Raw genomic sequence first — 13046 nt, 5'->3', positions numbered from 1 at the left:
CTTGCCGGAGACGCAGCCCGGCTGGCCGGGTCATGCAGGCTTCGGCACACGATTGAGAAAAGGATCCAAAGCGCCGCATTTTCAGACGCGGCCGGTTTGGCGGAACGTATCGAGGGGTGATTCATATGGCCGAAGTGATTGACGGCAAAAGCGTTGCCGAAGACGTGGTGCGGACGGTGAAGACCTTGACCGCGGAGCTTGTCGCCAAGGGCAAGATCCAGCCCGGCCTCGCCGTGGTTATCGTCGGCGAGGATCCGGCGAGCCAGGTCTACGTCGCCTCCAAATCCCGCACCGCCAAGGAATGCGGCTTTCATTCGGTCCAGCACACGCTGCCGGCGGACACCTCCCAGGAGGCGCTGCTCAAGATCATCGCCGACCTCAACGCCGATCCCGCCATCAACGGCATCCTGGTGCAGCTTCCGCTTCCCGCCCACATCGACGCCGGCAAGGTCATCCAGGCGATCGCGCCGCAGAAGGATGTCGACGGCTTCCATTTCATCAATGTCGGCAAGCTCGGCACCGGCGAACTCGACACCGCTTTCGTTCCCTGCACGCCCGCCGGCTCGATGCTCCTGATCGAGCGCGTGCGCGGCAAGGATCTGTCGGGCCTCAATGCCGTCGTCGTCGGCCGTTCCAACATCGTCGGCAAGCCGATGGCCAATCTCCTGCTCGCCGCCAATTGCACCGTCACCATCGCGCACAGCCGCACGAAGGATCTGCCGGGGCTGGCCCGCACCGCCGACATTCTCGTCGCCGCCGTTGGCCGGCCGGAGATGATCAGGGGCGATTGGGTGAAGCCCGGCGCAACCGTCATCGACGTCGGCATCAATCGCATCCCGGCCCCGGAGAAGGGGGAGGGCAAATCCCGCCTCGTCGGCGACGTCGCCTATGCCGAAGCGGCGAAGGCCGCCGGCGCCATCACGCCCGTGCCCGGCGGCGTCGGGCCGATGACCATTGCCATGCTGATGGCCAATACGTTAGCCTCCGCCTACCTTGCGGCCGGGTTGAAACGGCCCTCCTTCTGACCACCAGAAAGCAGCAGCTTTGCCGAACCCAACTATTCCCTTGGAACGGCCGGTCATGAATGATCCCGTTCAAGGCGGCCGGCAATTCGCATTCCTGCTGGTCGACAAGTTCTCCATGTTCTCGCTGGCCGCCGCGATCGACACGTTCCGTTCGGCGAACCGGCTGCTCGGCCGCGATTTCTACGGCTGGACGACGGTATCGGCCGATGGCGATCCGGTGATGGCGTCCAACGGCTTGCCGCTCAAGATCGACTATGCGGTTGCCGACCTTCCGCCGGTCGACATCCTCTTCGTCTCGGTCGGGCTGACCACGGAGTTTCCCGGCAAGAGCAAGGTTCTGGCGGCGCTGCGCAGCTGGGGCCGGCGCGGCAATGCGCTCGGCGCGCTGTCGGTCGGATCCTATTTGCTGGCCGAGGCCGGCCAGCTCGACGGCTATCGCTGCACCATCCATTGGGAGAACCGCGCCGGCTTCGTCGAGCGCTTTCCCGACATCAACTGCACTGGCAACGTCTTCGAGATCGACCGCAAGCGCTACACCTGCGCCGGCGGCACCACCTCGATCGACCTGATGCTGGAGATCGTGCGCGGCGACTTCGGCTCGAACCTCGCCAATGGCGTCGCCAACCAGTTCCAGCACGAGCGCATCCGCTCGGCCGGCGACCGCCAGCGCGTCGGGCCGGAGCGCGATCTCACCGGCAAGTCGGAGAAGCTCAGGCGCATCGTCGAGCTGATGGCCGACCATCTCGACGAGCCGCTCTCGGCGGTGCAGCTCGCCAAATCGGCCGGCCTTTCGGTGCGTCAGGTGGAGCGTTTGTTCCTGCGCCACCTCAACGTCACGCCCGGCCGCTACTACATGCGGCTGCGGTTGGAGCGGGCGCGCGAATTGTTGCGCCAGACCAACATGCCGATCCTCGATGTGGCGATCGCCACCGGCTTCACCTCGCATTCCTATTTTGCCCAGAGCTACCGGCTGCAGTTTGGCCGCCCGCCTTCCGAAGAGCGCCGCACCACCTACTAAGCCGCGGACAAGCCGCGTCCGGGCTTGTGTCCCAGGGTGGGCTCAAATAGCTTCAGCCGGCGGACGGGGCGGCTACTCAGGAGATTTTGATGGCGGGACTTGCACGGAGCGTCGCTGCGGCGTTTCTCCTTTTGTCGATGACGACATTCGGCTTTGCCGCGAACAAGCTCATCATCATCCTCGACGCTTCAGGGTCGATGTGGGCGCAGATCGACGGCAGGCCCAAGCTGGAAATCGCCCGTGAGTCGCTGAGAAGCGTGCTGCAATCGGTTCCCGCCGACGATGAACTCGGTTTCATGGCCTATGGCCATCGCAAGAAAGGCAGTTGCGAGGATATCCAGCTGATCGTACCGCCGCAGGCCGGCTCGGCGAGCGCGATTTCGGCCGCGGCCGACAGCATGAAATTCCTCGGCAAGACGCCGCTGACATCAGCCGTCAAGCAGGCGGCCGAAGCGCTGAAATACACCGAGGACAAGGCGACCGTCATTCTCATCACCGACGGGCTCGAGACCTGTGGCGGCGATCCTTGCGCGCTTGGCAAGGAACTCGAATCGTCCGGCGTCGATTTCACAGCCGACGTTGTCGGCTTTGGCCTTACGGCCGACGAAGGCAAGCAGATCGCTTGCCTCGCCGACAACACCGGCGGCAAGTACATCCAGGCGTCCGACGAGAAGGCGCTGCGGCAAGCTTTGGTCGAAACCGTCGCCGCACCGGCGCCGTCACCGCCCCCCGCGCCGGCGCCGGCAACCGAACCGGCGCCAGCGCCAGCGCCTGCGCCGGAGCCTGCAAGGCCTGCTTTCAATTTCCAGCCGACCGTGGTGATGGCCGAAGGCGGCGAGCCGATCACCGACGGCAATGCCTGGGAGATTTACAAAGCCAACCCCGACGGCTCGCGCGGCGAGTCCGTCACCACCGAATATGGCAGCTATAGCGGCAAACTCGATCCCGGCGACTATATCGTCGTCGCGCGCGACGACGAAGCCAAGGTCGAGCAGAAGGTCAAGATCGAGGCCGGCCAGGTCCAAAAACCGCTCTTTATCCTGAACGCCGGCACATTGATCATTCACCCGCATGCCAGCCAGGGTGCCGAGATCAGCAGCGAAGCCCGCGTCGATTTCGCCTATCCCGGTGGCAGCACCACCCATTACGGCGACACCCAGGCCATCGTGCCGGCGGGCGAACAGAAGGTGACGGTGCAGATCGGTGCCGGCACGGTGACGGAAACAATCCAGCTCGCCGCCGGGCAGACCGTAGAAAAGGACGTCGTGGTCGGCGTCGGCCAGGCCATGCTCAATGCCTACTATACGTCTGGCGGCGAGAAGGCCGACAATTCGGCCATCGGCTTTGAGATCGTCAAGGCGAAGAAGAAGATCGACGGCAGCCGCGACAGCGTCGAGCACTCCTATGGGGCCGACAGCAAGTTCTGGCTGCCGCCCGACGACTATGTGGCGGTGACAACGCTCGATCTCGCCGTCGTCGAGCAGCCTTTCAGCATCAAGCCCGGCGACAGCCAGGACGTGAAGGTCGTGCTCGATGCGGGCGTGCTCGCAATATCGGCGCCCGGCGCTTATTCGATTGAGGTGTTTTCGTCGAAAAAGGACATCGATGGCAAGCGCAAATCGCTCGGCTTCAACTACGGCGACAACTGGCAGCAGACGATCCCGGCCGGCGATTATGTCGTCGTCCGGCATATGTCGGATGAGGGTCATGACAAGGAGATGCCGGTGACAGTCAAGGCTGGCGAACGGGCCGAGATCACGGTTCAGTAGGGTTTGGTTGTCAGCAACAGAAGGGGCGGCCCACGAGCCGGCCTACCAGGCCGGTCTCGATTGGCGAACCGTCAAGTCAATCAACGACACCTACGACATTCCGGCCGTGCTGAAAGCTCGACCATGGCCGAGATGCGATGAATGTGCTGCCCGAAATCGCCGGCGCTTTAGCCGGCCGAGCGAAGGTTTACCCAGCGGCTCCAGTTACCATACCGAGCGGTTTAAGCGCCTTTCCTCTGTGGGTTTGTCGCGCTCCTAAAACCCTCGACATTTCACGAGTGAAAAGGGATTTGCGATCTATACGGAAATCCCGTATGATTGTAGCCCATGACGCAGGACAGGTTCGACTCTGCCAAGGATGCGGCGAATCGCGAAAAGCACAAATTACCGCTGGCCTTTGGCGATCGGATTTTTGAGGACGACAACCATCTCATTATCCCCTCCATCCGAGAGATCGACGGCGAGGAACGGTTCAAGGTGGTCGGCATCGTCGGGGAGAAGCTGTTCACCGGCGTCTTCGTCTGGCGGGGTGAACAGCCCCGCTTCATCTCAGTGAGAAGGAGCAACAAGGGTGAAGAACGAGCATATCTCGCTACCTGCTGACCCGGCTGACGCCGATGACTTCGACGTGACGGCTGGGGCGATGGACCGGGGCCAGCGCGCCCGCCTGATCCGCAAGACGAGGACCGGGCTTGGCCTGTCGCAGTCCGAGTTCGCCAGCCGCTTCCGGGTTCCGGTCGGCACGCTACGCGATTGGGAGCAGGCGCGGGCAACCGCGCCGGATTTCGCTATCGCCTATGTGCGCGTGATCGGTCAGCATCCGGACATGGTGGCGAAGGCCGTCGCATAGCTGGCGTCACCGAGGAGTTTCGGCTTGCATGTCGTAGTTTCGGCAGCTTCGCGAATTTGCCCATATGGCGAGCTGACGAAAAATTGAGATTTTGTGGTGATTCGGAGGAATCATGAACAGCTAGCGTACGCCGCCAGCGGAGAGCAGTTGCATTCGAGAAGCACAGTGGGGCGAGTTATTTACGGAAAGCCTTGTGCTTTGCCCTTTCGGCCACGTCCGATCTCAGAAATCCTAATCTTCGCAACAAAATAACCGGCTTTGACGACGATCCCCGCGACAAGCAAGTAATCCACATTTCAGCTACGGCGGCCAGGAGCCGTCCCTTTTCATTGCAGTGCGAATTCCGCTGCGTCGGTTCCAAACGCGCTGGCCCCATGGTCGGCTCGACCCACCAGCTGACGGAACCCGGCGAAGAGCTCACGGCCGAAGCCGAACTCATTGCCGATGAGATCGGCTTCCGCCGTCCGACGCAGCGCGAATTCCGCTGCCGGTACCAGCACTTCAAGCGTGCCGGCATCCGCATCCAGCCGGATGATGTCGCCGTCGTGGATCCTGGCGATCGGGCCGTCCTCGACCGCTTCCGGCGTGACATGGATCGCCGCCGGCACCTTGCCGGAGGCGCCGGACATGCGCCCGTCCGTGACCAGTGCGACGCGCTGGCCGCGATCCTGCAGGATGCCGAGCACGGTGGTCAGCTTGTGCAGTTCCGGCATGCCGTTGGCCTTCGGCCCCTGGAAGCGGATGACGGCGATGAAGTCGCCGGTGAGCGTGCCGGCCTTGAAGGCTTCGTTCAGCCCTTGCTGGCTGTCGAACACTTTGGCCGGCGCTTCGATGAGGCGCCGTTCCGGCTTCACCGCGGACGTCTTGATGACGGCATGGCCGAGATTGCCGGCCAGCACTTTGAGGCCGCCCGTCGGCTGAAAGGCTTTCTTGAACGGCGCCAGGACCTTCGCGTCGCCACTCGCGCGCGGGGCGGCTTCGCGCACGACGCTGCCGTCGGCACCGAGCTTTGCCTCGACTGCGTAGGGCCGCAGGCCTTCGCCCCATACCGTCTGCACATCTTCATGCAGCACGCCTTCGTCGAGCAGCTCGCGAATGAGGAAGCCGAGCCCGCCGGCGGCATGGAAATGGTTCACATCCGCAAGCCCGTTGGGATAGACGCGCGCCAGGAGCGGCACCGCTTCCGAGAGGTCGGAAATATCCTGCCAGGTCAGCGCGATCCCAGCGGCTGCGGCCATGGCGATCAGATGAATGGTATGGTTGGTCGAGCCGCCGGTCGCGTGCAGGCCAACCACGCCGTTGACGATGGAACGCTCGTCGATCATCCGCCCGACCGGCGTATAGGCGTTGCCAAGCGCGGTGATCGCCAGCGCCCGCTTGGTCGCCTCGCGGGTCAAGGCATCTCGCAGCGGCGTGCCCGGATTGACGAAGGAAGCGCCTGGCGTGTGCAGGCCCATGATCTCCATCAACATCTGGTTGGAGTTGGCCGTGCCATAGAAGGTGCATGTCCCCGGTCCATGGTAGGATTTGGACTCGGCCTCCAGCAGTTCGGCGCGGCCTGCCTTGCCCTCGGCATAGAGCTGGCGAACCCTGGCCTTTTCATCGTTGGGCAGGCCTGTCGTCATCGGCCCGGCCGGAATGAACACCGCCGGCAGATGGCCGAAGGTCAGTGCCGCGATCACCAGCCCGGGCACGATCTTGTCGCAGACGCCCAGATAAACGGCGGCGTCGAACATATTGTGCGACAGGCCGATCGCGGCCGCCATGGCGATGACATCGCGCGAGAACAGCGAAAGCTCCATGCCCGGCTGCCCCTGGGTGACACCGTCGCACATCGCCGGCACGCCGCCGGCAACCTGGGCGATGCCGCCGGCCTCCCGCGCCGCTTCCTTGATCAGCGCCGGGAATGTCTCGAAGGGCTGATGCGCCGACAGCATGTCGTTGTAGGAGGTGATGATACCGAGGTTCGGCACCTTGTCGGCACCCAGCGCCACTTTCTCCGAGGGGCTGCACACGGCAAAGCCATGGGCAAGATTGCCGCAGGACAGCACCGCCCGGTTGGCGGTCTGGTTCGATGCGCTGGCGATGCGGCCGAGATAGCGCTCGCGGCCCGGCTTGGAGCGTTGGCGGATGCGCTCCGTGATGGCTTCGATATCGCGTCTTGCGGTCATGGCGTTCGGTCCTTTCAAGCGAGGTCCCGGAAACATCCTCCCGCCGTTTGCCGGGACCAGATAAGTCTAGAGTTAGGGTGCCCAGAAAACCTCTACAGGCCTGGGGGCGGCGTCGAGCACGGCGCGGATCGGCTTTCGCGGACCGGGTGCCACCGCGCCGTCGAAGGCGGTGCGTTTGTCCTCGCCCTCTATGTGCAGCGCCAGGAAGCCGGCATCGACGATGCGCGCCAGCGACAGGGTCAGCCGCGGCTCGCCGGCGCTTGCCGCATGAACCGGCAGCACGATCCTGTGCGAGGACGGGTCGAGCAATTTCGCCAGATCGTCGGCGTCGGGAAAGAATGAGGCGGTATGGCCGTCAGGTCCCATGCCGAGCACGGCGACGTCGAGCGGCCAGGGCAGGGACTGGAGCGCCGCATTGTCCGATGCCGCGGCATCCTCGATGCTGACGGCTTCGTGATAGAGCGGCACGAACCGTGCCGCCGCAGCCGCGTTCTGCAACAGATTGGCGGCCACCAGTCCGGCATTGGAACGCGGCGAGGAGGCCGGCACGAAGCGCTCGTCGATCAGCGTCACCGTTACCTTGTCCCAGGCGATCAGTATTCCCGACAGGGCAGCAAAGAATTTTGCCGGCGTCGTGCCGCCGGAAACGGCCAGTAACGCCGTGCCGCGCGCCGCGATTGCCTTTGCCAGCCGGTCGGCGACGCGGCCGGCCAGCGCAGCCGCCAGTTCCGCGCGGTCGGAAAAGCCATTCCAGTTGTAGCTGGCGCTGTTCAATTGCTCTCGTGCCATGTCCGCCCGTCACGTTCGATCAGCGCTATCGAGGCCGAAGGTCCCCAGGTGCCCGCCGTATAGCCCTGCGCCTCCTGCCTGGCGCTTTCCCAGGCGTTCTGGATCGGGTCGATCCACCTCCACGCGGCCTCGACCTCGTCGCGGCGCATGAACAGCGTCTGGTTGCCGCGCACGACATCCATGATCAGCCGTTCATAAGCGTCCGGCGCGCGGCCGTCGAAGGACTGCGCGAAGCTCATGTCGAGCGAAATCTGCCGCAGCCGCATGCCGCCCGGACCCGGGTCCTTGATCATGATGAATTGTTTGACGCCTTCGTCGGGCTGCAGCCGGATGACCAGCTGGTTGGCGAAGATCGGCCCGGCGCTGTCGCCGCCGAAGATCGAATGCGGGATCGGCTTGAACTCGATGACGATCTCCGAGACCCGGGTTGCCAGCCGCTTGCCGGTCCTGAGGTAGAACGGAACGCCTGCCCAGCGCCAGTTGCCGATCTCGGCCTTGATCGCGACGAAGGTTTCGGTGTTGCTGTCCTTGCCGAGCTCCTCGACATAGCCTTTCACCGGCCCGCCTGCGGAAGCGCCGGCGCGGTATTGTCCACGCACCGTGTGCTTCGGCGCCTCGTTGCCGTTGATGCGCTTGAGCGCGCGCAGCACCTTCAGCTTCTCGTCACGCACGGCGTCGGCGTCCATCGACGATGGCGCTTCCATGGCCACCAGGCAGAGCAGTTGCAGCATATGGTTCTGCACCATGTCGCGCAGCGCGCCGGCCTTGTCGTAATAGGTGACACGATCTTCCAGGCCGACGGTCTCGGCGACGGTGATCTGCACGTGGTCGATATGGGCGGAATTCCACAGCGGCTCGTAGAGCGCATTGGCAAAACGCAGCGCCATCAGGTTCTGCACCGTTTCCTTGCCGAGATAATGGTCGATGCGGAAGATCTGGCTTTCGTGGAAATCGTCGCCGACCAGATCGTTGAGCGTTTGCGCCGAAGCGAGGTCGCGGCCGATCGGTTTCTCCAGCACGATGCGCGAATTCGGCGTGATCAGATCGTGTTCTTTCAGCTTGTGCGAGATGTCGCCGAACAGCGCCGGCGCCACCGCCAGATAGAAGGCGCGGATGCAGTCGCTGTCGCCGATCGCCTTCTTCAGCCTGTCGAACCCCGCGCCGCTCGTGGCATCGGCCGGGACATAGGAAAGCCGCGCCAGGAAGGTTTTGAGCTCCTTGGGATCGATATCGGCCGCCTTGACGTGGTCGGAAATAGCCTGCTTGGCGAAAGCCCGAAATTCGTCATCACTCATCTTCGAACGCGACGTGCCGATGATGCGGGTTGGCTCGGAAAATTGATGGTCGCGCTGGCGATAGTAGAGCGACGGCAGAAGTTTGCGTTCCGACAGGTCGCCGGTGCCACCGAAAATGATGAAGTCGAAAGGGTCGACGGGGATGATCTGGCTGGTCATGGTCTATCCGCTTTGACGCCGGTCGCGAGTACGCGGCTGATATATTCTAATCGATTTAAATTTTCCAGTGCCATGGTGTCACATCGACGACCGATCGCTACATATTTGCATCGGTCCAGATGTGCGCTTGACACTGGCACCAAGCAAAGGCTTGTCGGCAAACGACAACTCCGCCAAGCCTTCGCAGTTGCAGCATAGGACGTGAATGTGACGAAAGCTAAGGGAGAATCAGCGCTTTGCCTGTCGTGGCACAGGCCATGACGCCGGCAGCCCACGGTAAAAGCCACGCGATGAACCCAGGGAGCGGAAAAACATGCGTCTGAAGGACAAGGTCGCCATCGTCACCGGGGCCGCTTCGGGTTTCGGCGAGGGCATTGCCCGTCGCTTCGCCGAGGAGGGCGCCAGGATCGTCGTGGCCGACCTCAATGCCAAGGGCGCCGAACGCGTAGCCGGCGAGATCGGCGAGGCGGCGATCTGGACCCAGACCGACGTTTCGCAGCGCTCCGAATTCGACGAGATGGTCCATGCCGCCAAAAGCGCCTTCGGGCGTATCGACATCATGGTCAACAACGCCGGGTTCACCCATCGCAATGGCGACATGCTCGAAGTCGACGAGGCGACGTTCGACCTGATCACATCGGTCAACATGAAGGCCATCTATCATGCTGCCCTTGCCGTCGTGCCGATCATGGAGCGGCAAGGCGGGGGCGTCATCCTGACCACGGCCTCCACCGCTGGCCTGCGCCCTCGGCCCGGCCTCACCTGGTACAACGCCTCCAAGGGCTGGGCGATCACCGCCACCAAGTCGATGGCGGTGGAACTCGCGCCGAAGAACATCCGCGTCAACTGCCTGTGTCCGGTGGCCGGTGAGACCGGCATGCTGGAAAAATTCATGGGCGCCGATACACCCGAAATCCGCGAGAAATTCCGCGCCTCGATCCCGCTCGGCCGGCTTTCGACCCCGCTCGACATCGCCAATGCGGCACTGTGGCTGGCATCCGACGAGGCCGCCTTCATTACTGGGGTTGCACTGGAGGTCGACGGCGGGCGCTGCATCTGACGCACACCGTCATCACTGCGCCAAAGATCGGCTCGGCCGTGCCTGCCTTGATCGTGGCGCTGGTGCGTCAGGCGCCGGTCTTGATGTAGGTTTTGTAGACCCAGCCTGTCTTGCCGTTGTAGACGATCTGGCACCAACGCTTGCAGCTCATCACTTGCACCGAGGTCTTGGCGGGCACCGTGACGATGGCGGCCGCATTCTTCTTCGGGCCGCTACGCATAGTCACGGCCCTGAGGATGCGCCCGGTGCCAGCCGCGGCCGCTTTGCGCGGTTCGGCCTTGCTGTCGTCATCCTGCGCGGCAGATTGCTGCGACGCTACTTGTGGTTGCGCGGCCGGAATGGCGGCGGTCTGCGCGCCATCGGGACTGCTGCCCGCCGCCGGGGCCGGTGCGGCGACCTTGGCGAGCTCGGTGGCGGCGTCGGTGTCGGCAGCGGGTTGCGCGAATGCCGCCGCCGCCGGCTTGTCAGGCGTCTGCCCGGCCTTGCTCGCCGACTGGCCGGAAGCAGCCGGTGCGGTCTTCGATTGGGAGGCGGTCCAGCGCGGATCGTTCGCCGCGAGCGCCGGAATGGCGGCTTCCGAGACAGCCACGGTCGGCGAGACCTGGTCGGACTTTCGCGCCGCTTGCGGCACCGCCGCCGCGGCTACCGTGATCCCCGCCGGCGCGATCTTCGTCGTCTTCACCGGAACGGCCGGAATGGCTTGCTCTGGATTGGCAACCGCTTGCCGCTCGTTCGCCGGCAATGCCAGCCACAGTGCCACCGCGGCCACGCCGAGCAGCGCGGCCGTGCCGACCGCGGCAATCACCAGATGCGAGTTCGAACGAACTTCCTGCCAGAATGACGGGCGCATGTCGTAGCCGAACTGCATGGCAAAGCGCCGACGTTCCGGAGCACCGAAACTGAAGGGCTCTCTCACTCTTGCCACCTCCATAAGGGGCCGATGTTCTTCGATCAAACACCGCAATGCGTGCGTCGATCACACCGGTCCCAAATCAAACAGCGGGCGGGCCCGCAGAAAATCCCCGTCTATATTCGCCTAGAGATTGCACTTTTTGCCCGCGATTGTGGCATCAGTGCGCCATTGCTGAAGATTCTGCAACGCTTGGATGTCGCGGCCCCCATGATATTACTCAACAATTGTTAAATCCTGTCGCGCAACGCGAACCAGTTGAGCGCCAGGAAAAGCAGCGGCGCGCGCAAGCGCCGGCCACCCGGGAACGGCGGAATCTTCAAATCCTCGATCAGCTTTAGCCGGTCGCGGTTGCCGGCTACCGTTTCGGCATAGAGCTTGCCGAAGAAGTTCGACAGCATGACGCCGTGGCCGGAATAGCCGCCGGCCGAGATCACATTCGGCATCACTTCCCGCACGAACGGCTTTCTCGGCACCGTGATGCCGACATAGCCGCCCCAGCCATGCGTGATTTCGACGTCCCTTAGTGCGGGATAGAGTTCCGCGATCTGGCGGCGGATATGGATATGGATGTCCTTGGGGTCGTTGACGCCGTAGACCTCGCGTCCGCCGAACAGCAGCCGGCCATCCCTCGACTTGCGGAAGTAGCGCACGACGAAGCGGGAATCATCGACGGCCTCGCCGCCCGGCAGCACGTTCGAATCCGCTCCAAGCGGCACGGTCGCGCCGATGAACGAGCCGATCGGCATGATGTGCGCGGCACTCACCGGTTCGAGCGTGCCGCCATAGGCATTGACCGCGATCAGGCATTTCTGCGCTGTGATCGTCCCCCTGGCTGTCGAAACCTTCACCGTGCCGCCGCTCGAAACAATGCCGGTCGACGGCGTCGCTTCGAACAATCGTGCGCCGGCCTGTGCCGCCGCCCGCGCCGTGCCGATCACCAGTTTCATCGGATGGATATGGCCGGTGCCGGTGTCGCGCGTCCCGCCGAAATAGGCTGTCGAGCCCAGCCGCTGCGCAGTTTCCGTCGCGTCCATGAACGAAATGTGCGGATAGGAGAAGCGGCTGGCCATGATCTCGGCATGCGCCTTGTAGTCGTCGACATAGCGCGGCTTGTGCGCAACCGAGAGCTGGCCCGGCATGTAGTCGATATCGATCTGGTTGGCGGCGGCGAATTCGAGCAGATGCGCCTTCGCCTCCTCGGCGAGGTCGAACAGTGCCTTGGCGCGGGAAAACCCGTACTCGGCCTCCAATTCCTCGGCCCAGGCGCGCTGCCCCGTGCCGAGCTGGCCGCCATTGCGCCCGGAAGCGCCGTCGCCGAAGCGATACGCCTCGATCAAGACCACATTGCTACCAGCCTTGGCCAGATGCACCGCCGCCGACAAGCCGGTGAAACCGCCCCCAACGATAACGACGTCGCAGCTCCGGTCACCGTCCAGCGCCGGATACTCGGGTCGCGGGCCGGCCGTGTCCTCGTACCAGGAACGGCCGGGGGAGATCGGGGATTGGTAGGGCATGATGCTCACGGAGTAGGGCAGTAGGGCAGTAGGGCAGTAGGGGAGTAGGGGAGTAGGGGAGTAGGGTAGGCTATTCCGGGGACAATTTGCGGATCAAAAGCCGCAAGAGCTTCCCCACACTTTCGGTGCTGGCCAACAACGACGCTGTCGCCGCCTGCGAGGCGATGCCAGTCCGCTCAGCGATCAGAAGTTGAGTTTCCAGCTCCTTCAATGATCCCTGGGCGATGCGAAGAAACTGTTGGTAGGATCCTCGAATTTCTCTACCATACCCCTCAGCTATATTTGCCGGCACCGAGCTTGCGGAACGGCGGACTTGGCTGGTCAATCCATAAAGTTCCTCCTTGGGCCATGATTTTGTGGAGCTGTAAACTGCCACAGCAAGATCCATTGCCTGCTGCCAAACAAGCAAGTCCTTGTAAGAGCCTGTCTTTTCGGCCATTCATCCCTACTCCCCTACTCATTGAGCAACAAATACTCCCTCTC

The 13046-nt window shown here is 63.5% G+C and carries 12 protein-coding genes; 6 read left to right on the top strand and 6 right to left on the bottom strand.

Going from position 1 to position 13046, the window contains the following annotated elements:
- The first annotated feature begins 125 nt into the window (after nucleotides 1-125).
- The 5 genes from folD (at nucleotide 126) to LB541_RS26795 (ending at nucleotide 4662) form a co-directional block, all read left to right on the top strand.
- A complete protein-coding gene (gene folD, locus LB541_RS26820; protein WP_140501082.1) occupies nucleotides 126-1025 on the top strand; it encodes a bifunctional methylenetetrahydrofolate dehydrogenase/methenyltetrahydrofolate cyclohydrolase FolD in 900 nt (299 codons plus the stop codon).
- Nucleotides 1026-1080: 55 nt separating this feature from the next.
- Nucleotides 1081-2043, top strand: a complete 963-nt coding sequence (locus LB541_RS26815; protein ID WP_140501084.1) for a GlxA family transcriptional regulator — start codon at nucleotides 1081-1083, stop codon at nucleotides 2041-2043.
- Between the two features lie 89 nt (nucleotides 2044-2132).
- The gene (locus tag LB541_RS26810) at nucleotides 2133-3812 is read left to right on the top strand and encodes a vWA domain-containing protein (RefSeq protein ID WP_140513380.1); all 1680 of its coding nucleotides are present in this window, start codon (nucleotides 2133-2135) and stop codon (nucleotides 3810-3812) included.
- Nucleotides 3813-4139: 327 nt separating this feature from the next.
- On the top strand, nucleotides 4140-4415 hold the full coding sequence (locus tag LB541_RS26800; protein WP_140501088.1) for a BrnT family toxin: 276 nt from the start codon (nucleotides 4140-4142) through the stop codon (nucleotides 4413-4415).
- The gene (locus tag LB541_RS26795; protein ID WP_140501090.1) at nucleotides 4384-4662 is read left to right on the top strand and encodes a helix-turn-helix domain-containing protein; all 279 of its coding nucleotides are present in this window, start codon (nucleotides 4384-4386) and stop codon (nucleotides 4660-4662) included. Before LB541_RS26800 ends, LB541_RS26795 begins: the two co-directional genes overlap by 32 nt.
- A gap of 326 nt (nucleotides 4663-4988) precedes the next feature.
- Here LB541_RS26795 and edd read toward each other — a convergent pair whose 3' ends face one another.
- The 3 genes from edd to zwf all read right to left on the bottom strand — a co-directional run bounded on the left by edd (nucleotide 4989) and on the right by zwf (nucleotide 9076).
- Nucleotides 4989-6833, bottom strand: coding sequence for a phosphogluconate dehydratase (gene edd, locus LB541_RS26790; protein ID WP_140525577.1), 1845 nt, complete (start codon nucleotides 6831-6833; stop codon nucleotides 4989-4991).
- A gap of 72 nt (nucleotides 6834-6905) precedes the next feature.
- Nucleotides 6906-7622, bottom strand: a complete 717-nt coding sequence (gene pgl, locus LB541_RS26785) for a 6-phosphogluconolactonase (protein ID WP_224619970.1) — start codon at nucleotides 7620-7622, stop codon at nucleotides 6906-6908.
- Nucleotides 7604-9076, bottom strand: coding sequence for a glucose-6-phosphate dehydrogenase (gene zwf / locus LB541_RS26780; protein ID WP_140501096.1), 1473 nt, complete (start codon nucleotides 9074-9076; stop codon nucleotides 7604-7606). Before zwf ends, pgl begins: the two co-directional genes overlap by 19 nt.
- 313 nt (nucleotides 9077-9389) lie before the next feature.
- Here zwf and LB541_RS26775 point away from each other — a divergent pair, with 313 nt between their 5' ends.
- A complete protein-coding gene (locus LB541_RS26775) occupies nucleotides 9390-10136 on the top strand; it encodes an SDR family oxidoreductase (protein WP_140501098.1) in 747 nt (248 codons plus the stop codon).
- 67 nt (nucleotides 10137-10203) lie between these two features.
- Here LB541_RS26775 and LB541_RS26770 read toward each other — a convergent pair whose 3' ends face one another.
- From LB541_RS26770 to LB541_RS26760, 3 genes are all read right to left on the bottom strand, one after another.
- Nucleotides 10204-11052 (bottom strand): SH3 domain-containing protein, encoded by an 849-nt coding sequence (locus LB541_RS26770; protein WP_224619969.1) that lies wholly within the window; start codon nucleotides 11050-11052, stop codon nucleotides 10204-10206.
- Nucleotides 11053-11276: 224 nt separating this feature from the next.
- Nucleotides 11277-12563 (bottom strand): NAD(P)/FAD-dependent oxidoreductase, encoded by a 1287-nt coding sequence (locus LB541_RS26765; RefSeq protein ID WP_140676717.1) that lies wholly within the window; start codon nucleotides 12561-12563, stop codon nucleotides 11277-11279.
- 70 nt (nucleotides 12564-12633) lie between these two features.
- Entirely contained in the window at nucleotides 12634-13002 is a 369-nt protein-coding gene (locus LB541_RS26760; RefSeq protein WP_140561378.1) for a four helix bundle protein, read from the bottom strand.
- Nucleotides 13003-13046 lie beyond the last annotated feature (44 nt).

Source organism: Mesorhizobium sp. BR1-1-15, assembly GCF_020165475.1.
In the GTDB taxonomy this organism is placed as follows: domain Bacteria; phylum Pseudomonadota; class Alphaproteobacteria; order Rhizobiales; family Rhizobiaceae; genus Mesorhizobium.
This window is presented reverse-complemented; position numbering and strand designations above follow the sequence as displayed.

Coding starts and splice junctions, on each gene's coding strand:
- folD (WP_140501082.1), top strand. CDS start 126: ATGGCCGAAGTGATTGACGGCAAAAGCGTTGCCGAAGACGTGGTGCGG.
- LB541_RS26815 (WP_140501084.1), top strand. CDS start 1,081: ATGAATGATCCCGTTCAAGGCGGCCGGCAATTCGCATTCCTGCTGGTC.
- LB541_RS26810 (WP_140513380.1), top strand. CDS start 2,133: ATGGCGGGACTTGCACGGAGCGTCGCTGCGGCGTTTCTCCTTTTGTCG.
- LB541_RS26800 (WP_140501088.1), top strand. CDS start 4,140: ATGACGCAGGACAGGTTCGACTCTGCCAAGGATGCGGCGAATCGCGAA.
- edd (WP_140525577.1), bottom strand. CDS start 6,833: ATGACCGCAAGACGCGATATCGAAGCCATCACGGAGCGCATCCGCCAA.
- pgl (WP_224619970.1), bottom strand. CDS start 7,622: ATGGCACGAGAGCAATTGAACAGCGCCAGCTACAACTGGAATGGCTTT.
- zwf (WP_140501096.1), bottom strand. CDS start 9,076: ATGACCAGCCAGATCATCCCCGTCGACCCTTTCGACTTCATCATTTTC.
- LB541_RS26775 (WP_140501098.1), top strand. CDS start 9,390: ATGCGTCTGAAGGACAAGGTCGCCATCGTCACCGGGGCCGCTTCGGGT.
- LB541_RS26765 (WP_140676717.1), bottom strand. CDS start 12,563: ATGCCCTACCAATCCCCGATCTCCCCCGGCCGTTCCTGGTACGAGGAC.
- LB541_RS26760 (WP_140561378.1), bottom strand. CDS start 13,002: ATGGCCGAAAAGACAGGCTCTTACAAGGACTTGCTTGTTTGGCAGCAG.